19 protein-coding genes and 1 tRNA gene are annotated in these 20,118 nt (G+C 71.8%); 9 read left to right on the top strand and 11 right to left on the bottom strand.

The window, feature by feature from the left end:
* Window positions 1-9 precede the first annotated feature (9 nt).
* The 3 genes from ACFY1S_RS28915 to ACFY1S_RS28925 all read right to left on the bottom strand — a co-directional run bounded on the left by ACFY1S_RS28915 (window position 10) and on the right by ACFY1S_RS28925 (window position 3,244).
* Window positions 10-1,176 (bottom strand): branched-chain amino acid ABC transporter substrate-binding protein, encoded by a 1,167-nt coding sequence (locus tag ACFY1S_RS28915; protein ID WP_364362683.1) that lies wholly within the window; start codon window positions 1,174-1,176, stop codon window positions 10-12.
* A gap of 208 nt (window positions 1,177-1,384) precedes the next feature.
* Entirely contained in the window at window positions 1,385-2,569 is a 1,185-nt protein-coding gene (locus ACFY1S_RS28920) for a hypothetical protein (RefSeq protein WP_387124026.1), read from the bottom strand.
* 51 nt (window positions 2,570-2,620) lie between these two features.
* A complete protein-coding gene (locus tag ACFY1S_RS28925) occupies window positions 2,621-3,244 on the bottom strand; it encodes a response regulator (RefSeq protein WP_364365987.1) in 624 nt (207 codons plus the stop codon).
* A 97-nt stretch (window positions 3,245-3,341) separates the two neighbouring features.
* Here ACFY1S_RS28925 and ACFY1S_RS28930 point away from each other — a divergent pair.
* From ACFY1S_RS28930 to ACFY1S_RS28940, 3 genes are all read left to right on the top strand, one after another.
* Window positions 3,342-3,419: transfer RNA gene (locus ACFY1S_RS28930), tRNA-Leu, on the top strand.
* A gap of 15 nt (window positions 3,420-3,434) precedes the next feature.
* Window positions 3,435-4,202, top strand: a complete 768-nt coding sequence (locus ACFY1S_RS28935; RefSeq protein ID WP_364362681.1) for a transcriptional regulator — start codon at window positions 3,435-3,437, stop codon at window positions 4,200-4,202.
* A gap of 91 nt (window positions 4,203-4,293) precedes the next feature.
* Entirely contained in the window at window positions 4,294-4,944 is a 651-nt protein-coding gene (locus ACFY1S_RS28940) for an NAD-dependent epimerase/dehydratase family protein (protein WP_387124028.1), read from the top strand.
* Here the strand turns inward: ACFY1S_RS28940 and ACFY1S_RS28945 are convergent, their stop codons facing one another.
* On the bottom strand, window positions 4,945-6,126 hold the full coding sequence (locus ACFY1S_RS28945) for a trans-sulfuration enzyme family protein (RefSeq protein ID WP_387124030.1): 1,182 nt from the start codon (window positions 6,124-6,126) through the stop codon (window positions 4,945-4,947).
* 83 nt (window positions 6,127-6,209) lie between these two features.
* Between ACFY1S_RS28945 and ACFY1S_RS28950 the strand changes: the two genes are divergently transcribed.
* Window positions 6,210-6,689: an Lrp/AsnC family transcriptional regulator gene (locus tag ACFY1S_RS28950; protein WP_364362679.1), complete on the top strand. Its 480-nt coding sequence runs from the start codon at window positions 6,210-6,212 to the stop codon at window positions 6,687-6,689.
* Window positions 6,690-6,703: 14 nt separating this feature from the next.
* Window positions 6,704-7,747 carry an LLM class flavin-dependent oxidoreductase gene (locus tag ACFY1S_RS28955; protein ID WP_364362678.1) on the top strand — a complete coding sequence of 348 codons (1,044 nt, stop codon included), beginning with the start codon at window positions 6,704-6,706 and terminating at the stop codon, window positions 7,745-7,747.
* A 200-nt stretch (window positions 7,748-7,947) separates the two neighbouring features.
* Here the strand turns inward: ACFY1S_RS28955 and ACFY1S_RS28960 are convergent, their stop codons facing one another.
* A complete protein-coding gene (locus ACFY1S_RS28960) occupies window positions 7,948-10,224 on the bottom strand; it encodes a cellulose binding domain-containing protein (RefSeq protein WP_387124033.1) in 2,277 nt (758 codons plus the stop codon).
* A gap of 244 nt (window positions 10,225-10,468) precedes the next feature.
* Here ACFY1S_RS28960 and ACFY1S_RS28965 point away from each other — a divergent pair, with 244 nt between their 5' ends.
* Window positions 10,469-11,908 carry a pyridoxal-dependent decarboxylase gene (locus ACFY1S_RS28965; protein WP_387124035.1) on the top strand — a complete coding sequence of 480 codons (1,440 nt, stop codon included), beginning with the start codon at window positions 10,469-10,471 and terminating at the stop codon, window positions 11,906-11,908.
* A 249-nt stretch (window positions 11,909-12,157) separates the two neighbouring features.
* On the opposite strand, the gene ACFY1S_RS28970 is transcribed toward ACFY1S_RS28965, so the two are convergent.
* Together ACFY1S_RS28970 and ACFY1S_RS28975 are read right to left on the bottom strand one after the other, a co-directional pair.
* A complete protein-coding gene (locus tag ACFY1S_RS28970) occupies window positions 12,158-13,150 on the bottom strand; it encodes a sulfite exporter TauE/SafE family protein (RefSeq protein ID WP_387124037.1) in 993 nt (330 codons plus the stop codon).
* A 157-nt stretch (window positions 13,151-13,307) separates the two neighbouring features.
* A complete protein-coding gene (locus tag ACFY1S_RS28975) occupies window positions 13,308-13,772 on the bottom strand; it encodes an RrF2 family transcriptional regulator (protein WP_387124039.1) in 465 nt (154 codons plus the stop codon).
* A 221-nt stretch (window positions 13,773-13,993) separates the two neighbouring features.
* On the opposite strand from ACFY1S_RS28975, the gene ACFY1S_RS28980 reads away from it, so the two are divergent.
* Window positions 13,994-14,662: a YceI family protein gene (locus ACFY1S_RS28980; RefSeq protein ID WP_387124041.1), complete on the top strand. Its 669-nt coding sequence runs from the start codon at window positions 13,994-13,996 to the stop codon at window positions 14,660-14,662.
* A gap of 55 nt (window positions 14,663-14,717) precedes the next feature.
* Here the strand turns inward: ACFY1S_RS28980 and ACFY1S_RS28985 are convergent, their stop codons facing one another.
* From ACFY1S_RS28985 to ACFY1S_RS29000, 4 genes are all read right to left on the bottom strand, one after another.
* Window positions 14,718-15,602: an acyl-CoA thioesterase gene (locus tag ACFY1S_RS28985; protein ID WP_387124043.1), complete on the bottom strand. Its 885-nt coding sequence runs from the start codon at window positions 15,600-15,602 to the stop codon at window positions 14,718-14,720.
* On the bottom strand, window positions 15,599-17,047 hold the full coding sequence (gene pyk / locus ACFY1S_RS28990) for a pyruvate kinase (RefSeq protein ID WP_377599898.1): 1,449 nt from the start codon (window positions 17,045-17,047) through the stop codon (window positions 15,599-15,601). The genes ACFY1S_RS28985 and pyk overlap by 4 nt, the downstream gene beginning before the upstream one ends.
* Before the next feature lie 199 nt (window positions 17,048-17,246).
* Window positions 17,247-18,629, bottom strand: a complete 1,383-nt coding sequence (locus ACFY1S_RS28995; RefSeq protein WP_387124045.1) for an FAD-binding oxidoreductase — start codon at window positions 18,627-18,629, stop codon at window positions 17,247-17,249.
* Between the two features lie 129 nt (window positions 18,630-18,758).
* Window positions 18,759-19,124, bottom strand: a complete 366-nt coding sequence (locus tag ACFY1S_RS29000; protein ID WP_364362669.1) for a YciI family protein — start codon at window positions 19,122-19,124, stop codon at window positions 18,759-18,761.
* Between the two features lie 212 nt (window positions 19,125-19,336).
* Here ACFY1S_RS29000 and ACFY1S_RS29005 point away from each other — a divergent pair, with 212 nt between their 5' ends.
* Entirely contained in the window at window positions 19,337-19,657 is a 321-nt protein-coding gene (locus ACFY1S_RS29005; protein ID WP_387124048.1) for a hypothetical protein, read from the top strand.
* Window positions 19,654-20,112, top strand: coding sequence for a hypothetical protein (locus ACFY1S_RS29010; RefSeq protein WP_387124050.1), 459 nt, complete (start codon window positions 19,654-19,656; stop codon window positions 20,110-20,112). The genes ACFY1S_RS29005 and ACFY1S_RS29010 overlap by 4 nt, the downstream gene beginning before the upstream one ends.
* The last annotated feature ends 6 nt before the right edge of the window (window positions 20,113-20,118 follow it).

Genomic DNA, 20,118 nt, shown 5'->3' on the forward strand with positions numbered 1-20,118 from the left:
CGACCGGGATCAGGCCTTCGGGATCTCCACGTCCGGAGCCCACGCACCGGCGGTCGCCTTGAAGGCCCACACCTTGACCTGCGCCGGGTCCAGCTCGCCGTTGGCCTCCCACTTGTAGGTCACGCCGGAGGCGGAACCAGCCTTGTTGTAGGAGGAGAGGAAGGCCTGGATGTCGGTGCGGGTGGTCTTGCCGGCCTTGATCGCCTCAAGGTAGATGTTGGCCAGGTCGAACGCCACGTCGGCGTACACGCCCGGGTCCACGTTGTACTTGGCCTTGAAGTCGGTCACGAAGGTGCCCTTGGCCGCGGTCGCCGGGCCACACGGGCAGGTCGCGATGGTGCCCTCGACGTCCTTCTGACCAGCCACCGACAGCATGTTGGCGTCGTTGATGCCGTCGCCACCGATGAACGTGCCGGTCCAGCCAGCGGCGCGCAGCTGCTTGAGGAACGGCGCCGCCTCCTCGGTGTAACCCGCGTAGAACAGCACGGTCGCGCCGCTGGTCTTCACCTTGGAGATCTGCGCACCGAACTCCTGCGCGTTGTCGACGACCTTGTCGGTGCCGATGACCAGCGGGCCGAGGCCCTTCTTGGCCTCGTCGGCCAGACCCGCGCCGTACGCCGACTGGTCGTCGATGACGAACGCCTTCTGCGCCTTTAGCACGTTCTTGATGTAGCTGGCGATCGCCGGGCCCTGGGAGAAGTCGTTGCCGACGCCCCGGTGGAAGACCTTCCAGCCCTTCTCGGACAGGCTCGGCCGCGTGGCCGACGGGCTGATGCTGGGCAGGGTCGCGGTGTCGAAGATCGGCAGCGCGACCTCGCTCTCACCGGAGAACGCCGGGCCAACCATGCCGACGATCTTCGTGTCCGCCACGGCGCTGGTCGCCAGACCACCGGCCAGGTCGGCCTTGCCCTGCGAGTCGAACGCCTGAACGGTGACCTTGCAGTCCGCGTTCGCCGCGTTGTACTTCTCCACGGCCAGGTCGGCACCCTGCTTCATCGGGGTGACCAGGCCGGCGTCGGCGCCCGAGAGCGCCCCGAAGAAACCGATCTTGAGGTCGCACGCCTTGCTGGCGGAACCACCCGACGTGCCCTCGTCCTTCTTACATGCGCTGGCGCCGCCGGCAACGAGCGCCACGATGGCGACGCTGCCGAGGACGCGCACGAAGTTTTGCCTCAAGGCTGGAACCCTCCTCCGTCCAGAAGCCCGATGTCGCCTGGCAGAGCGCCTCGACGCCAACGGACCGGACCGTTCACCCGGTCTGGGGCGGGACGTTATCCCAGAAGCACTACTCACCGTAAGGTGTCGTAGGCGGCATTGACTCAACCGTTACCAGACGCGGAGAACCTCGCGTTTAGATGTCACATCGGCGGCTGTCGACAACCCGTCAGACGGCCCCGGAAGGCGCGAACCAGACCCTCGCCGCGACCCCGTCATCGACGATGGCCACCACCCGGCCAGCCAGCACCGCGACCGCCGCGGACGTGTCCCCACCAGCGGAAACGTCACTCGGAAGCACCACCGGAAGCCACGACGCGGCACCCGCTGCGGACAGCCACAGCCGATGCCCACCGGCCGCCACCGTCATCGCCACAAGCCCGTCCGCACCGCCCGCCGCCGACTCCACACCGGCCACCGCACCCGTGCCCGTGGCACCGAAACGACCCGCCGCCCGCCACGTGGCGGCGCCCGTGGCGCCACCCCCGGGCTCGCTCACCCACGCCTGGAACGCGCCGCCGCGCACCCCCACCGCGTACATGGTCGACCCGATCCGCACGAGACGCTGCACGATCTCGTCGTCCCCGGTCGCCGGCAGCGCCACACGTGTCCACGACCGGCCGTCGCCGGAGAACCAGACGAACGGATCACGATCGGCCCGACCCGCCGGCCGCCCCCCACCGCCGACCAGCCAGCCGTCCGGCACCGCCACCGCGTCCGTGGCGAGCGTCGTCAGACCCGCGTCGCTGGCCAGCGCCGCGGCGCGGTCGACCAGTTGGAAGTCGGCAGCGTCCGGGGAGAGCCACACCGCCGCGCCACCCGTGCGCGCGCCCGCGATCAACCAACCGCCGGCGCCACCGGCGATACGGCTCGCGCTCACCGCCTCCGGCCCGCCGTACACCTCGAACTCGGCAGGCACCTCGGTCAGACCGCCGTCCGGGTCCGGTCGCCACGTCCGCACCCGCGGATTGCCGTGCGCGCCGCCCGCCCGGGCCCCGATGACCGCGACCCGCCCCTCATGACAGCCGGCGGCATAGAGGATCGCCCGCTCACCGTAGTAACTGATCGGGCGCAACGGCAGCGGCGTCCACGTGCGACCCTCCGGACTCCCCCACGCGGCCGGGCGGGTCGCGCCGTCGGGCCCACCCACCGCGCCGACCACGTACCACCGACCCGCGCAGGCCGTCACGTCACGGACGATGAGCCGACCCGCGGAACCCGGCGGAACCGGCAGATCGGCGGCCTCCCACCGCGGCCGGACCGGCTCCGACGGACCCTCGTCCCGGCCGGCTCGACAGCCGGCGAGCAGCGTGGCCACCACCCCGAACACCGCGATCACACGCCGGACCGACACGCATGTGATGCTATCGATCCGGCCGGCCGGACGCGGCCCCCGCCGCGACGGTCAGACCGTCGGCTGCTGCGCCATCTCGCCACCGGCGGTCTCGGCCAGGATCCGCTCGGCGACCTCCTTCATGGTCATCCGGTGGTCCATCGCCGTGCGCTGGATCCACTTGAACGCCTGCGGCTCGGTCATCCCGTACGTCGTCATCAGCGCACCCTTGGCGCGCTCCACCGTCTTGCGGATCTCCAGCCGGTCGGTCAGGCTCGCGACCTCGGCCTCCAGGGCCGCGACCTCCGAATAGCGCGACAGCGCGATCTCCACAGCCGGGACCAGGTCACTCTTCTGGAAGGGCTTCACCAGGTACGCCATCGCGCCCGCGGCACGCGCCCGCTCCACCAGGTCACGCTGGCTGAACGCGGTCAGGATGATCACCGGGGCGATCCGCGCGCCGGCGATCCGCTCGGCGGCGGCCAGCCCGTCCATGATCGGCATCTTGATGTCGAGGATGACCAGGTCGGGCTTCAGCTCCTCGGCGAGGCGCACGGCGGTCTCGCCGTCGCCGGCCTCCCCCACCACCTCGTAGCCCTCTTCGACGAGCATCTCGGCGAGGTCCAGCCGGATCAGCGCCTCGTCCTCGGCGATCAGTACGCGCCTGCGCTCGGCATCCGTCGGCGTCTCAGCCACCAGCCCTACCCCCACCAGTTCGAACGCGTCACCCGCCCAGCCGGGTGTCACCGCCCTCAGCGTAGTGGGTATCCTGTCAGTGCTGAATCAGGGAAGCGCCCTCGTAGCCCAACTGGCAGCAGGCAATGGTCTCAAACTCCATACAGTGTGGGTTCGAATCCCACCGAGGGCACCAAAAATTGTCGTACGGGTGTTCGAGAATTTTCTCGTGCACCCACCCGAGATACGTGCCCGTGCGCGACAGCTCTTCCTCGCTGGCGGCACGGTTGCCGACACCGCTCGTGCGGTCAGCCTGCCCTATCGGACTGTCTGGCACTGGTGCAACGACCGACCAGAGACGAAGTTCCAGGGCACGCAACACCGGTGTTTTCGCTGCCGTGACGGTGTCGACAGTCCGACAGACCCGAAGGCCTACGCCTATCTGCTCGGCCTTTACCTGGGCGATGGCCACCTGGTGACGACTGCGCGCGTGCCGGTGTTGCGCATCTACTGCTCCAACGCATGGCCAGGGCTGATCGAGGCGTGCGACATGGCCATGCGGGCCGTACTCGCGTCGAAGGTGCAACGGGTCCAAAAACAGGGTTGCGTCGGGGTGCAGAGCTACGGCATGCACTGGCCGTGCCTGTTCCCGCAGCACGGCCCCGGCAAGAAGCACGATCGGCCCATCGTCCTGACCGACTGGCAGCGACCGATTCTCCAGAGCCATCCCGGCGACTTCCTGCGCGGCCTGTTCCACTCCGACGGCTGCCGAGTCGCCAACCGCGTGACCGTGCGCGGCAAGGCGTACGTCTATCCGCGATACATGTTCGTCAACGAGTCGACCGACATCATGCAGCTGTGCCAGTGGGGTCTCGACCTGCTCGGCATCGACTGGCGGATGAACCGGCGCAACTCGCTCTCGGTGGCGCGGCGAGGCGCGGTCGCCGCGCTGGACCGGCATGTGGGCCCGAAGTCCTGACCGCCGCCGGCGCGGGTCGTGCCGATCGTGGGAGCCTGGCTGACGCGCGGGCGGATGGCCGGTGGCGGGTCGACGACAGGGGTGGGAACTGATGCGGGTGGTCATCTTCGGTGCGACCGGCATGGTCGGTCAGGGCGTGCTGCGGGAGTGTCTGCTCGCCCAGGACGTGCGGGAGGTGGTGACTGTCGGCCGGAGGCCGACCGGCCGACCGGATCCGAAGCTGCGCGAGCTGACGGTCGCGGACGTGGGCGAGTTGGCGGCGGTACGCGCCGAGTTGACAGGCGTGGACGCGTGTTTCTACTGCCTGGGTGCGTCGTCGTTGGGTCTGGACGAGGCCGCGTACACCCGGATCAGCTACGACTACCCGCTCGCCGCCGCGCGGTTGCTGGCGGAGGTGAGTCCGCCTGTCACGTTCATCTACGTCTCGGGCCAGGGGACCGATTCGTCGGGTCAGGGCCGGGTGATGTGGGCGCGGGTCAAGGGTCGTGCCGAGAACGCGATCATCGACCTGCTGCCCAACGGGTACGCGGCGCGGCCGGGATTCATCCAGCCGACGTACGGGGCGGTGTCGAAGACCCGGTTGTATCGGACCGGGTACGCGGTCACGCGTCCGTTGTTCCCGGTGCTGAGGCGACTCTTCCCCAACCAGGTCACCACCACCGACGGGATCGGCCGGGCCATGCTGCGGGTGGCGCGGGAGGGCTCACCGACCCGGGTGTTGGGCAACCGCGAGCTGCGCTGATCAGGCGATCGTGTCGAGCGCGTGGGCGAGGTCGGCGCGCAGGTCCTCGGGGTCTTCGAGGCCTACCGAGAGGCGCAGCAGGGCGGCGGCGGGTTTCGCGTCGCCGTCGACCGGTCGGTGGGTGAGTTTCGCCGGGTGCTGGATGAGGGTGTCGACGCCGCCGAGGGACACCGCGTGGGTGATCAGGCGGCAGGCGCCGGCGACGGCGGCCGCGGCGGGTGCGCCGCCGCGTACCTCGAAGGCGAGCAGGCTGCCGGGGCCGGCCATCTGCCGGCCGACGAGCGCCGCCGGGTCGTGCACCGAGGGGTGGTGCACCAGGTGTACGGCGGGGTGGTCGGCGAGCCAGCCGGCGAGCTTCTCGGCGCTGGCCTGCTGGGCGCGGACCCGCAGCGGCAGGGTCTGCAGGCCGCGGTGCAGGAGGTACCCGCCGAGGGGGTGCAGGATCGCGCCGGTGACCGCGCGGACCTGGCGCAGTCGGGTGGCCCAGTCGGCGCCGCAGGCGACGGCGCCGGCGAGGACGTCGCCGTGACCGCCGATGCTCTTGGTGGCGCTGTGCAGGACGAGGGCGGCGCCGTGCCTGGCGGGTTGTTGCAGGACGGGGGTGGCGACGGTGTTGTCGACGAGCAGCGGGACGTCGCCGGCGGCGGTGGCGAGGGCGGCGATGTCGACGAGGTCGAGGGTCGGGTTGGCGGGTGTCTCGACGATGACCAGCGCAGTGTCGGGACGGATGGCGTCGGCGACCTGGTCGGGGTTGGCCCAGGTGACTGTGGTGCCGAGCAGGCCGGTCGCGAGGACGTGGTCGGTGCCGCCGTACAGGGGTCGGACGGCGACGATGTGACGGTGTCCGTCGCGGGTGGCCGCCAGCAGGGTGGCGGTGAGGGCGGCCATGCCGCTGGCGAAGGCGACGGCCTGCTCGGTGCCCTCCAGGTCGGCCAGTGCGGCTTCGAAGCGGGCGACCGTCGGGTTCCAGAGCCGTTGGTAGACGGCGCTGCCGTCGGCGGGGAGGGTGCCGCCGGTGGCCAGTTGCTCGTAGGCGTCGCCGCCGCCGTCGACCGACGGCAGGGGGTTGGTGGTGGAGAAGTCGATCGGTGGCACGTGCACGCCGAGGGCGCGCAGGTCGTCGCGGCCGGCGTGTACCGCTCTGGTGTCCACCGTCGTCGTCATGCGGGTAGCGTCGAACATCTACCGGCTCAGGGGCAATGGTTCGGCAGATCATTCTGTTGAGAGGGCTGTTTTCGTCGCCGCATTCGGGCGAGAATGGTGAAATGCCTGCTGAGCCGAATGATGTACGGCCGTATCCGGCCCTGGACGAGGTGGACCGGGCGATCCTGTCCGAGTTGGCTGCGGACGGCCGGTTGCCGAACAACGCCCTCGCCGAGCGGGTGGGGGTGGCGCCGTCGACCTGCCTGACCCGTACGCGGGCGTTGCGGGAGCGTGGCGCGATCCGCGGATTCCACGCCGAGGTGGACCCGGCTGCGCTGGGTCTGCCCCTGCAGGCGCTGGTGTCGGTGCGGCTGACCGCGCACGAGCGGGCGGCCGTGGACGCCTTCCGGGCCCGGTCGGTGCGGCTGCCGGGGGTGGTGTCGGTGTTCCACGTGGCCGGCGCGGAGGACTACGTGCTGCACGTGCGGGCGGCGTCCGGTGACGCGCTGCGCGACTTCGTGCTGGACCATCTGGCTGTCGATCCGGTGGTGCAGCACACCCAGACCAGCCTGATCTTCGAGCAGGCGCGCGGGATGGGCTGAGCGGCCCGGATGGAATGAACGGGCAGGCCGGGGAGTTGGCACAACGTGTGATCACCGTACCCTTGTCTGTTCTTGATCTTGCCCCGGTCGCGAAGGGCGCCACCGCCGGCGCCGCGTTGCAGGCCACCACCGAGCTGGCGCGGCGCACCGAGGAGTTGGGCTACCGCCGCTTCTGGGTGGCCGAGCACCACAACATGCCGGCGATCGCCAGCTCCGCGCCCGCCGTGCTGCTGGCGCACCTGGCCGCGAACACCTCGACGATCCGCCTCGGGTCGGGCGGGGTGATGCTGCCCAACCACGCGCCGCTGGTGGTGGCCGAGCAGTTCGGCACCCTGGAGGCGCTGCACCCGGGCCGGATCGACCTGGGCATCGGTCGCGCGCCGGGCACCGACCAGATGACCGCGCTGGCGTTGCGCCGCACGATGGAGGGGCTGTCCGCCGAGGGCTTCCCGAACGAGCTGGCCGACCTGATGAACTACTTCAGCGGGGAGAAGCCGGGGCAGATCGTGGCGACCCCGGGTCGCGGCCAGCAGCCGGCCGTGTGGCTGCTCGGGTCGAGCGGCTTCAGTGCGCAGCTCGCCGGCCTGCTGGGCCTGCCGTTCTCCTTCGCCCACCACTTCAGCTCGGCGAACACCCTGCCGGCGCTGGCCCTGTACCGGCAGAACTTCCGGCCGTCGCAGTGGCTGGACAAGCCGTACGCGATGGTGGCCGTCAACGCCGTCTGCGCCGACACCGACGAGCGCGCCGAGTGGCTGGCCGGGCCGAGCGCCCTGTCGTTCCTGAAGCTGCGCTCCGGCCGGCCGGAGCCGCTGTCGACGCCCGACGAGGCGGCCGCTTACCCGTACACGGAGATCGAGCGGGAGTTCGTCCTGGCCCGCCGCGACGGTCAGGCGATGGGCTCGCCGGAGACGGTGCGTCGGCAGCTGACCGAGTTGCAGGAGCGCACCGGCGCGGACGAGCTGATGCTGACCACGCTCGTCTACGACGTGCAGGACCGGGTGCGCTCGTACGAGCTGATCGCCGAGCAGGTGGCGGGCGGCCTGCGCCAGGACGCGTGAAACACGATCTTCACGTCAGCGTCACCCCGGCGACCCGGACGGTGCCTAATGTTGGTGCCGGTGGTGGTACGGCATTCCCGGTCGGGACGGGTCGGGAATGCCGCGGTGTGGCGCACCGGGCCGGAGCTGAGCGGATTCCGCGGCTGCGGCCCGGTGCCTGCCACCCTAGGCGACCCCGTTCGGGACCGCCAGGGGTCGGATCACCGTAGGTAGATGTTCGGGGTCGGCGGGCCGGCCATCTGATCACCGATGAAGAAGCCCGGATGCGGCGGCTGGTTGTAGGCGGTGTTCTGCCAGGCGACAGCCACCCGGTACTGCGGGTCGTGCATCAGCGTGTGGATCCGGGTGCTGGTCGGAGTGGGTGTGCTGTAGATGCGCAACGCCCGACTGTCGGTGGTCCGCCAGATCACCTCCTCACGCCAGTCCCCCAGGATGTCGCCGGAGAGCGCCGGCGTGGACTTGGTGCCGTTGTTGGAGGCCACGTCGCTGCCGGTGAGCAGCCGGGTCTCACCGCCGGTGCCGTACTTGTCGATCTTCGTTCCGTCGAGCAGCTCCCGCACCGGGTCGCCGTCCCACCAGGCGAGGAAGTTCGCCGACGACGGCTTGCGGCCGACGTTCTGGCCCCTGGTGTTGGCCAGCCCGGCGACCGCCGACGACCACGACTCCGCGCCGGGGCTGCCCGCCCAGATGTCCGCGGAGACACCCCTGCCGTTGTCGCCCGACGCCGGCGTGGACCAGAGGATCTGACCCGTACGGGCGTCGGCGAACCAGGAGCTGGGCTTGCTGGCGTCCTCGTCGACCTTGAACACCTCCAGGCCGCCGCGGCCCGGGTCCAGGTCCCCCACGTGCAGGGCGTCGCCGTGCCCGTTGCCCGTCGAGTAGAGCAGCCGGCCGTTGTCGTCGATGGTGGCGGCGCCGTACACGATCTCCTGCCGGCCGTCACCGTCCACGTCGGCGACCGAGAGCTGGTGGTTGCCCTGGCCGGCGGCGGCGCCGTTGCCGGAGGAGTTCGAGTCGAACGTCCAGCGCCTGGTCAGCGTGCCGTTGCGGAAGTCCCAGGCCGCGATCACCGCGCGGGTGTAGTAGCCCCGGGCCATGATCAGCGACGGGCGCTGCCCGTCCAGGTACGCGGTGCCGGCGAGAAACCTGTCCACCCGGTTGCCGTACGAGTCACCCCAGGACGACACGGTGCCGCGCGGCGGGTCGTAGTTGACTGTGGACAGGATGGCGCCGTTGCGTCCGTCGAACATGGTCAGGTACTCCGGACCGGCGAGCACGTAGCCGCTGGAGTTGCGGTAGTCCGCCGACGACGAGCCGATGAGCTGGCCGGTGCCAGAGCGGGTGCCGTCGGCGGTCTTCATGGCCACCTCGGCGCGACCGTCGCCGTCGTAGTCGTACACCTGGAACTGGGTGTAGTGCGCGCCGGCGCGGATGTTGCGGCCCAGGTCGATGCGCCACAACCGGGTGCCGGTGAGGGTGTACGCGTCCACGTAGACGTTGCCGGTGTAGCCGGACTGGGAGTTGTCCTTGGCGTTCGACGGATCCCACTTGAGCACGATCTCGTAGCTGCCGTCGCCGTTGAGGTCACCGACCGAGGCGTCGTTGGCGCTGTAGGTGTAGCTCTCCCCGCTGGGGGTGGTGCCACCGGCCGGGACCTGCAACGGCACGTCCAGGTAGCCGTTGCCGAACTGCAGGGCCGGCGCCGACGCCGCCTGCTCGGCGCCGCCCACCACTGCCCGCACGGTGTACGCCGAGCCGGCCGCCGCGCCGCTGTCGAGATAGTTGGTCGCCCCGGTGATCGGGCTGGAGTTGACCCTGGTCGAGCCCCGGTACAGGTTGAACGCCACAGCTGAGGTCTCGGTGCCGAGCAGCCGCCAGGAGACCAGGTTGCCGCTGCCGGAGCGGACGCTGACGAGCCCCCGGTCGAGGTTCTCCATCTGCATCCCGCTGCCGGTCGGCGGTGGCGTGGTGGGTGGTGGCGTGGTGGGTGGTGGCGTGGTGGGTGGTGGCGTCGTCGGCGGCGGGGTGGTCGGCGGCGGGGTCGTCGGCTCGCCGGTGGGCGGGGCGCCGGTGCAGGTGACGCCGTTGAGCGCGAAGCTGGCCGGCGCCGGGTTGCTGCCGTTCCACGAGGCGTTGAAGCCGAACGCGGCGGTGCCGTTCGTCGCGATGGCCGCGTTGTAGTCGACGTTGCGCGCGGTGACCTGCGCGCCGGACTGGGTCACTGTCGCGTTCCACGCCTGCGCCACCTGCTGACCGCCGGCGTACGACCACGTGAGCGCCCAGCCGTTGACCGGGTCGCCGAGGTTGGTGACTGTGACGTTGGCGCCGAAGCCGCCCTGCCACTGATTGGTGACCTGGTAGTCGACGCGACAGCCGACGGCGGCGGCCGAGGCGACGACCGTGCCGACGGTGCCGGCCACGACGGTTGCCGCCGTCGATGCGGCGAGCAGGATCAGCCGATGTCTGGACGGGTGCATGAACTGCCTCCGGGGATCCGGTGGTGACCGCCACGGTCCACCGACCCTGCCCGGGAAGCACGGTGGAACCCTGCCCGCCGCGACGGCGACGGACGGCGATCTGATCGGGATGAACGCCCTGGAACTCACGGATCCGACTCAAGCCGCATCGTAGGGCAAGCGCTTTCCAGTACGCAACATCGACGACCGTCGTTCATCAGTTGAAGTCTTGCCCCGGCACGCGCCACCTGATCGACTCGTGGGGGTGAGCGCCCCCCACATGAGCCCCGACGAGTTCCGCCGCGCCGGATACGCCGTCATCGACTGGATCGCCGACTACTGGACCACGGTGGAGCAGCGGCCGGTCACCCCGGCGGACCCGCCCGGCACCGTGGCGTCCGCCCTGCCCACCGCGCCGCCCACCGTCGGCGGCGAACCGGTCGAGGCGATCCTCGCCGACCTCGACTCGATCGTCGTACCCGGGCTGACCCACTGGCAGCACCCGGGCTTCTTCGGCTACTTCCCGGCCAACACGTCCGGCCCCAGCGTCCTCGGCGACCTGGTCAGCTCCGGGCTCGGCGTACAGGGAATGCTCTGGGCCACCAGCCCCGCCTGCACCGAGCTGGAGACGGTGATGATGGACTGGCTGGCCCACCTGCTGGACCTGCCGAAGCGGTTCCACTCGACAGGCGGCGGCGGTGGGGTGATCCAGGACTCGGCGTCCTCGGCGACCCTCGTGGCCACCCTCGCCGCGCTGCACCGGGCCAGCCGGGGCCGCTGGCGGGAGAGCGGCATCGACAGGCGCTACCGCGCGTACACCTCCACCCACGGGCACTCCTCCATCGAGAAGGCCGCCCGGATCGCCGGGCTGGGCGCCGACGGCGTCCGCTCGATCGACGTCGACCCGGACAGCCAGGCCCTGCTGCCGGCCGCGCTGCGCGCCGCGATCGAGGCCGACCTGGCCGCCGGTGACATCCCCGCCATCGTCGTCGCCACCATCGGCACCACCTCCACCACCGCCGTCGACCCGGTAGCGGAGATCGGGGCGATCTGCGCCGAGTACGGCATCTGGCTGCACGTCGACGCCGCGTACGCGGGCTCCGCCGCCGTCTGTCCCGAACTCCGCTGGTCACACGCCGGCCTGGAGTACGCCGACTCGTACTGCTTCGACCCGCACAAGTGGCTGCTCACCGGCTTCGACTGCGACGCGTTCTGGGTGGCCGACCGGGCCGAACTGGTGGAAGCGCTGACCGTCCTGCCGGAGTTCCTGCGCAACGCGGCAACCGAATCCGGTGCGGTCATCGACTACCGGGACTGGCAGGTACCGCTGGGCCGCCGTTTCCGGGCCCTGAAGCTGTGGTTCGTGCTGCGCTGGTACGGCGCCGAGGGACTGCGGGCACACATCCGCTCCGGCGTGGCCCTGGCCGCCCGGTTCGCCGAACGGGTCCGCGCCGACGACCGCTTCGAGGTGGTGGCGGCACACCCGTTCTCGCTTGTCTGCTTCCGGCTGCGCGCCGACGACGACACCAACGCGGCACTACTGGCGGAGGTGAACGGAAGCGGCCTGGTGCACCTGACGCACACCCGGGTCTCCGGCCGGTACACGCTGCGGCTGGCCGTCGGCGCGCCGCAGACCACCGAGGCGCACGTCGACGAGGCGTGGAGGCTGCTGTCCGCAGCGTCCGACAACCTGCCAACCCCCTGACCCGCCCCGCGCCCCGCGCCCGCGCCCGCGCCAAGATCGCGCTCGATCCTGCAAGTAGTGGCCTCACCGACACGCGGACGCCACTCGATCCATGATCGAGCACGATCTTGACCGAGGTCGGGCGGGCCGGGCGAGCGAAGGGCCGGGCGGGCGAAGGGCCAGGCGGGCGAAGGCCGGGCGAGCGAAGGGCCGGCCGAGCGAAGGGCCAGGCGGGCGAAGGGTCGGACTGGGCAGGCGGGCCGGCGGGGTTCAGCGTGGGGCTGACGTACCCGTCGCGGCCAGGTCGACCGCGACGGCGGGTGAGCCGACGGGCGCGACAGGGCCGACTTCCGCGGGCGCGACGGCCGGGCCGGCGTTCATGGACGCGGCGGCGGTGGCGCGGGCCTGACGGGTACGGCGTAGCGCGCGCACGGCCAGCACGAGCGCCGCCAGCCAGCCGGCGGCCAGCAGGGCGTACAGCGTGGGGCGGACCGGGCCGTCCAGCTCGGCGGACCGCATCAGGGTGCGGGCGTTGGTCAGCACGATCACGCCGCCGACCGCCGCGCCGAGCAGTTGCGCGGGCACGATGCGCACCAGCCAGGCGGCCAGCGGGGCGGCGATGAGCCCGCCGATCAGCAGCGCGGCGACGGTGGGCAGGAGGAATCCTTCGGTGCCGAGTCCGATCAGGAAGCCGACACTTGCGGCGCCGGCGACCACGAACTCGGCGGTGTCCACCGAGCCGATCACCTTGCGCGGTTCCAGGCGGCCGGCGACGAGCAGCGCAGGCGTGGCGACCGGACCCCAGCCCCCGCCGCCTGTGGCGTCGACGAACCCGGCGAACAGGCCCAGCGGGCTGAGGAACCGGCCGCGCAGCCGCCCGCCGACCCGGTCGGTACGCAGTGGACGGGCGAAGCGGACCAGCAGGTACGCGCCGAGGGTGAACAGGATGCCGGCCATCCACGGCGCGGCGGACTCGGTGGAGATCGAGCTGAGCACTGTGGCGCCGGCGAACGCGCCGATCGCGCCGGGGACCGCGATGCGGCTCACCACACGCCAGTCGACGTTGCCGAAACGCCAGTGGGCCACGCCGGCGGCGAGGGTGGTGCCGATCTCGGCCAGGTGCACCGAGGCCGAGGCGGCGGCCGGGGCGACGCCAGCGACCAGCAGCAGGGTGGACGAGGTCAGGCCGTACGCCATGCCGAGCGAACCGTCGATCAGCTGCGCGACGAGTCCGACCAGCGCGAGAACCAGCAGCTTGCGCACGAGCGCCCCCTGACTTTTCGATATCTCCTATCGACTTGGTCGACAATGCGCCACGGGGCTGCCAGGGTCAAGCCCCTGATCGGTGGATGGGACGCCAGCCGACGGCGGCGCAGGACCGGAACGCGGCGGAGGCCGCAAGAGCCTCGGCGAGGGGTCGTCAGATCCAGGCGCGGGGGTCGGCGGCCAGTTCGGTGACCCGGGCGGGCAGCGCGCCGGCGGCGACGTCGGCGACGCTCACCAGCTCCAGGATCTCCCGCTCGCTGGCGCGCAGGGCGATCCAGACCTCCTGGAGGGCGCGGGCCGGGCCGTGGTAGCCGAGCTGTTCCGGGCGCTGCCCGCGGACGTGGGCGAGGGGGCCGTCGATCACGCGGATCACCTCGGCGAGGGAGATCTCCTCGGCCGGGCGGGCGAGCCAGTAGCCGCCCTCCGGGCCGCGCTGGGCGTGCACGATGCCGCCCCGGCGCAGCTGGAGCAGGATGCTCTCCAGGAACTTCGGCGGGATCTCCTGGGCTCGGGCGATCTGTTCGGCCGTGACCGGCCGGCCGCGCCCGGGGCCGCTTGCCGTCGCGGCGAGTTCCGCGGCCGCGCGGAGGGCGTAGTCGACCCGGGCGGAAAGGCGCATGTCGGCAAGGTTAGCCCGGTGGCCGACCGGCCGGACGAGCGGCCCTCAACCGATCATCCAGCCAGCGGTCGGGTACGTCTCGATCCGCCGTCAGGTGGGGCCCGAAAAGCCGCGATGAAGCGACCTTATGCTGGGCGGGGAGTGCGACTGACCAATCGTTAGGGCGGCCTCCGGAAGCATATTGATAAACACCTGGATCACGTCGGGGGGAAGGCAACACGATGACCGATGTCGCCACACGTACCTGGGATGGCATGACCATCCCGGCCGCCGGCACCTATCGTCTCGATCAGGCGCACAAGCGGATCGGTTTCCTGTCCCGACACATGATGGTGAGCCCGGTGCGTGGCGAGTTCGCCGAGGCGACCGCGCAGATATCGGTGGCGGAGGATCCGCTGCTCTCGTCCGTGACCGCGACCATCGAGGCGGCCAGCATCACCACCGGCAGCCTCGACCGGGACACGCATCTGAAGAGCGCCGACTTCCTCGATGTGGAACGCTTTCCGAATCTTGAATATAGAAGCACGGGCATCGAGTGGAAGCGCAACGAGGACCCCATCTTCCAATGGGCGCGATTGCGGAGCAGCCGACTCGGCGGACGAGGCAGAAGTCACATTTCCCCGCCGCAGCCCGACTCGCCGTCCGGACGATTCGTCCTCACCGGCGAGCTGACTGTGAAGGGAATCACGCGGGCGGTCGAGCTTCAGGTGAATTACGGTGGCGCGCGCCAGGATCCGTACGGGCAGAACATCTTCGGTTTCAGCGCGACGGCGGAAATCAACCGTGAGGACTACGGCCTGCTCTGGAATGTCGCGCTGGAAAGCGGTGGGGTGCTGGTCGGCAAGACCGTGCAGATCGAGATCGCCGGCGAGGCCATCCACCAGGCGTGAGACGCGAATCCCCGCCAGGAGCGCTGGTGTGCGCCTGGCGGGGACGACGGCGGTCTCAGGCGCCGACGCGGCGCAGCAGACCCTCCTGCACGGCGCTGGCGATCTGCCGGCCGTCGGTGGTGAACATCCGGCCGGTGGCCAGCCCCCGCGCCCCCGACGCCGACGGGCTCCAGCAGTCGTAGAGGAACCACTCGTCGGCGCGGAACGGACGGTGGAACCAGAGCGCGTGGTCGAGGCTCGCGCCGACGACTCCGCCCGGCCCCCACACCTCGCCGTGCACGGAGAGCACCGAGTCGAGCAGGGTGAGGTCCGACGCGTAGGTGAGGGCGCAGGCGTGCAGCAGCGGGTCGTCCGGCAGTTTGCCGTCGATGCGCATCCACACCCGCTGGTGCGGGTCGGCCGGCCGGTCCCCCGGGCGGACCCAGCCGGGCTCACCGACGTAGCGCACGTCGATCGGCCGGGGAATCTGGCCCCAGATGCCCAGGCGTTCCGGGTAGCGGGCCAGCCTGTCGCTCATCGTCGGCACGTCCTGCGGGGCGGGCACGTCGGGCGGCGCCGGCGCCTGGTGGTCCAGCCCCTCCTCGGCCCGCTGGAACGACGCCGACATGAAGAAGATCGGCTTGTCGTGCTGGAGGGCTACCGCGCGGCGCACCGAGAAGGAGCGGCCGTCGCGGATGTTCTCCACCTCGTAGGCGATGGGTTCGGCCGGGTCGCCGGGGCGGACGAAGTAGCCGTGCAGGGAGTGCACGAACCGCTCCGGGTCGACCGTGCGGCCGGCGGCGACGAGGGCCTGACCGGCCACCTGGCCGCCGAACACCCGCTGCGGGCCGACCCGAGGGCTCACCCCCCGGAACGTCATCGCCCCGGTCGCCTCAAGGTCCAGCACCTCCAGGAGCTGGTCCACCGCCGCCTGGCCGACCGCGACCCGGCCGTCGCTCACTGCAGCGCCCGCGCCGACGCCGCGTCGACAAGCGAGCCCAACTGGTGTACGCGCAGCGTGTTGGTCGAGCCGGGGGTGCCGGGTGGGCTGCCCGCCACGATCACCACGTAGTCGCCCGGGTTGGCCCGGTTGAGGCCGAGCAGCGCCTGGTCGACCTGGCGGAACATGTCGTCGGTGTGCTGCACGAACGGCATCAGGAAGGTCTCCACGCCCCAGGTCAGGGCGAGCTGGTCACGCACCTCGGGGACCGGGGTGAAGGCCAGCAGCGGCAGGTCGCAGTGCAGCCGGGAGAGCCGCCGGACGGTGTCGCCGGTCTGCGAGAACGCGACGAGCGCCTTGGCGTTGATGGCCCGGGCGATCGACGAGGCGGCCACGGTGAGCGCGCCGCCGTGCGTACGCGGGTCGTGCTGCAACCGGGGCACGCCAATCGAGCCGGACTCGGTCGTCGTGATGATCCGGGCCATGGTGCTGACGGTCAGCACCGGGTACTTTCCGACGCTGGTCTCGCCGGAGAGCATCACCGCGTCCGCGCCGTCGAGCACCGCGTTCGCCACGTCGGAGGCCTCCGCGCGGGTGGGGCGCGAGTTCTCGATCATGGAATCGAGCATCTGGGTGGCCACGATGACGGGCTTGGCGTTCTCCCGGCACAGCTGCACGGCGCGCTTCTGCACCAGCGGGACCTGGTCCAGCGGCATCTCGACGCCGAGGTCGCCGCGGGCGACCATGACGCCGTCGAAGGCCAGCACGATGGCCTCGAGGTGTTCCACCGCCTCCGGCTTCTCGACCTTGGCCAGCACCGGGCGGAACACGCCCTCCTCGGCCATGATGCCGTGCACGAGCTTGATGTCCTCGGCCGAGCGGACGAACGACAGGGCGACCAGGTCAACGCCGAGCCCGAGGGAGAACCGCAGGTCCTCGGCGTCCTTGTCCGACATGGCGGGCACGCTGACGGCCACGTTGGGCAGCGAGACGCCCTTGTTGTTGGAGACCGGACCGCCCTCGGTGACCAGGCAGCGGATGTCGTTGCCGGTGACGTCGGTGACCTCGACGGCGACGCGGCCGTCGTCGATCAGCAGCCGGTCGCCGGGCTTCACCTCCTGCGGCAACTTGCGGTACGTGCAGGAGACCCGCTCCTTGGTGCCGACGACGTCGTCGCCGGTGATCACGACCGAGTCGCCGGTACGCCACTCGTGCGGGCCGTCGGCGAACCGGCCCAGCCGGATCTTGGGACCCTGCAGGTCGGCGAGGACGGCCACCGGCTTGCCAGCCGCCTCGGACGCTTCCCGAACCAGTCGATAGACCGCCTCGTGGTCGGCGTGACTGCCGTGGCTGAAGTTGAGCCTCGCCACGTTCATGCCGGCCTCGACGAGACCCCGGATGCGCTCCGGGGACGAGGTGGCGGGACCAAGAGTGCAGACGATCTTCGCGCGGCGTGTCACGCCCATCAGGCTAGTCTCTCCTTCGGGTCGAACTCGTGGCCGACCCCTTGCAGGCAGCGGAACTGGTGTCCAACGACGCGCGGTGCGCGTCGGGCCGGCGGGCGGAACCGCACCGGGAACGTTGTGGCGACGGGCAACGGCGACCGCGCGCCGGGAATCGTACGCCTCTGCCAGCGCCGGCACTCGGGGTGCTCCCGAGGGCGGGTCACGTTTCGGGCCCCGCTGGCGGCAGCGTGGGCACCGCGGTGAGCAGGTCACGACTGTCGTACCGCCGCTTGGCGTGGCGCAGCCGCGCCCAGTTCGGGCCGTACGCCAGGCGGACCCGGTCGGTCTCGGTCGGGCCGAGCAGGTTGGGGTAGCCGCCGGGCAGGGCGAGCGGGGCGAGGGCCGCGGAGGTGCGCTCGGCCCAGGCCCGGTGCGGGTCGGCCTGCTCCCCCGGCGCCCAGACCGCGATGATCTCGGTCAGGATGTGCTCGGTACGCAGGCCGAACGCGGTGTCGGTGAGCCCGACCCGGGTGGCCGCGCCGTGGAAGTGGTGCAGGGCCACCGCCGAGTACGGCGAGCTGACCCACCGGGCCGCGTCGACGAGCGTGTCGACGGCGCCGTCGCTGAGCGCCGGCAGCCAGCGGGTCCGCAGCAGGTAGTGGTTGCCGTCGACCATGCCGCCGTCGAACATCCGCAGCGCGTCCGCGTACGGCATGGGGGTGATCTGGTCGACCAGCGGCGTGCCCAGGGCCCGCAGCCGGTCCATCCACGGCTGCCCGGCGGCCAGGTCCGGGCCGCTGTAGAACGGGCAGACGAAGATCACCGGCTCGCCGGCCGGGCCGGGCAGGAAGCCGGCCATCACGGTCAGCTCGTCGGGCGCCTCGGCGAGCAGCGCGCCGTAGCCACGCAGCACGGCGGACCCCTCGGCCAACGGAAACATGATCATGCCGGCCAGCACGGCGGGCAGCCGGTGGGCGCGGAAGCGCAGCTCGGTGACCACCCCGACGTTGCCGCCGCCCCCGCGCAGCGCCCAGTACAGCTCGGCGTCGTGGTGGGGGTCGGCGGTGACCCGGCGGCCGTCGGCGAGCACGACCTCCGCGCCGAGCAGGCTGTCCAGGGAGAGGCCGAACCGGCCGCACAGCGGCCCGTACCCGCCGGCGAGGGTCAACCCGGCCATGCCCACGTTCCCGACCGCGCCGGTGGGCACCACCAGGTCGTACGGGCGGGCGGCGGCGAGCAGCCCGGCGGCCGTCACTCCGCCGCCGACGGTCACCGTGGCCGTGTCCGCATCGACGCGGACGGCTCGCAGACCTGTCACGTCGAGCACCACGCCGCCGTCGCGCAGCGCCCGACCGGCCCAGTCGTGGCCGCCGGAGCGGACCGACACCGGCAGGTGACACCGGGCGGCGACGCGGAGCACGCCGGCGACCTCGTCGGCGTCCAGGCATCGGGCGACGAGCGCGGGAGAGCGGTCCACGGCGCCGTTCCACAGTTGGGTGGTGGCGGCGAACGCGGGGTCGGCCGGCTCGTGCAGCCGGTCACCGAGCAGGGCGCGCAGCCGGGCGGTGGCCGACGCGACATCGGGGCGGGCGGCGGAGATCACGGCGACTCCTCGACCGGGGCCGACCGGTGGCGCCGGGTACGCCCCGGCGGCCCGCGCAGGGCGCGACCGTAGCACCGGCGGGCGGCCGGGCGCCGTCACCATCACGACAGCCATCGCTGGATCGCCAGGTCAGCTCTCGGTCTTGACCAGCGGGAACTCCAGCGAACCGGCCGGGCAGAGGAACGTCAGCACGTCCACCCGGTACAGCCCGGCCTGCACGGCGGGATCGGCTTCCAGGACGCTGCGGACGTCGTCGACGCTGCCGGTGCGGGCCAGCCCGAAGCCGATCGGCGGGTCCGGGTTGCGGGCCGGACCGTCCACGGAACCGGCGACCAGGATGATGCCGCGCCGCTGCAACGCCTGCATGTGCTCGGTGTGCTCGGCCTGCAACCGCTGCACGGTCTCCGCCGGCAGGGCCCGTCCGGCCGCGCCGGGATAGATCACGATGCACTCGTACGTGTCGAGCGCGAAGTTGAGTTGCGGCACTCCCGTCATGGGCGCTCCCTCCGCCGTCGCGTCGGCACGTACCGGCAGGTGTCGCCGGCACGCGCCAAGCGTCGCACGCCGGTGCGGGCCGTACCTGCCGCTCCGCGCAACTGGCCCCGGTCGGGGCGGCGCCTCCCACGGTGCCGGGGTTCGGGGCCGCCGGCCCGGTGCCCCGACCGGCTACGGTGGACGATCCGGGCGGCGCGCGCAGGGGAGGTCGGATGGGCGACGACGAGCCAGTGGTGGTCGCGCTGCCGTACGCCGAGGTGACCGACGAGGCGTACTCGGTGCGGGCCGCGGCCGACTTCACGGTGCGGCAGTTCGCGTTCGCGGTGCAGCTCAGCGGGCGGTGCCCCCGCTGCGACCACCCGACCACGAGCACGCTTGTGGACGCGTTGTACCGGCGCAACGCCCCGGCGACGGTCCCCGATGCCGACTACCGGGCGGTGCTCTGCGAGTGCGAGGCCGACCATCCGGCCCGGCCGGCCGGTTCGCGCGGGTGCGGCGCGTACTGGACGGTGCGGCTGGAGGCCGAGGCATGATCCGGTTACGTCCGGGGCCGCCCGCGACGGTCGCCGACCTGCACCGCGCCCAGCAGCTGGCCGGCCTGCTGCGGGGCGAGCTGGAGCGGGTCCGCGCGGCGGCGGTGGCCTGGCGCAACGGTCTCGGCGGGCTGCTGGTGGCGCTCGTCGGGTTCAGCCTGATCCGGGGTCGCACCGACGTCAGCACGCTCGCGTCGGGCTGGGGTGCGTTGGTCGGTGTCCTGCTGCTCGCCTCGCTGACCGCCGGCGTGGGCGGGGCGTTGGCGCTGCTGCGCGCGGCGCACGGCCGGTTGACGGTGATCGCGGTGGAGGACCTTCCGCCGGCGCCGCTCGGCGACCACCTGGAGGCCCTGGCGGCGGTCCGGTTCCTGCGGACCGGGGTGGGGCTGGTGCTGCTCTGCACCGCGCTGCTGGTCGCCGCCGTGGGCGTGACCTGGTACGCGCCCGGTTCCTGACCGGGG

The organism is Micromonospora sp. NPDC000663, assembly GCF_042898105.1.
Taxonomy (GTDB): domain Bacteria; phylum Actinomycetota; class Actinomycetes; order Mycobacteriales; family Micromonosporaceae; genus Micromonospora.

What these genes read in the sequence shown, in the direction of transcription:
- ACFY1S_RS28940 (WP_387124028.1), top strand. Translation starts at nt 4,294, where the DNA reads ATGCGGGTGGTCATCTTCGGTGCGACCGGCATGGTCGGTCAGGGCGTG.
- ACFY1S_RS28945 (WP_387124030.1), bottom strand. Translation starts at nt 6,126, where the DNA reads ATGTTCGACGCTACCCGCATGACGACGACGGTGGACACCAGAGCGGTA.
- ACFY1S_RS28950 (WP_364362679.1), top strand. Translation starts at nt 6,210, where the DNA reads ATGCCTGCTGAGCCGAATGATGTACGGCCGTATCCGGCCCTGGACGAG.
- ACFY1S_RS28955 (WP_364362678.1), top strand. Translation starts at nt 6,704, where the DNA reads ATGAACGGGCAGGCCGGGGAGTTGGCACAACGTGTGATCACCGTACCC.
- ACFY1S_RS28960 (WP_387124033.1), bottom strand. Translation starts at nt 10,224, where the DNA reads ATGCACCCGTCCAGACATCGGCTGATCCTGCTCGCCGCATCGACGGCG.
- ACFY1S_RS28975 (WP_387124039.1), bottom strand. Translation starts at nt 13,772, where the DNA reads ATGCGCCTTTCCGCCCGGGTCGACTACGCCCTCCGCGCGGCCGCGGAA.
- ACFY1S_RS28980 (WP_387124041.1), top strand. Translation starts at nt 13,994, where the DNA reads ATGACCGATGTCGCCACACGTACCTGGGATGGCATGACCATCCCGGCC.
- pyk (WP_377599898.1), bottom strand. Translation starts at nt 17,047, where the DNA reads ATGGGCGTGACACGCCGCGCGAAGATCGTCTGCACTCTTGGTCCCGCC.
- ACFY1S_RS29000 (WP_364362669.1), bottom strand. Translation starts at nt 19,124, where the DNA reads ATGACGGGAGTGCCGCAACTCAACTTCGCGCTCGACACGTACGAGTGC.
- ACFY1S_RS29005 (WP_387124048.1), top strand. Translation starts at nt 19,337, where the DNA reads ATGGGCGACGACGAGCCAGTGGTGGTCGCGCTGCCGTACGCCGAGGTG.
- ACFY1S_RS29010 (WP_387124050.1), top strand. Translation starts at nt 19,654, where the DNA reads ATGATCCGGTTACGTCCGGGGCCGCCCGCGACGGTCGCCGACCTGCAC.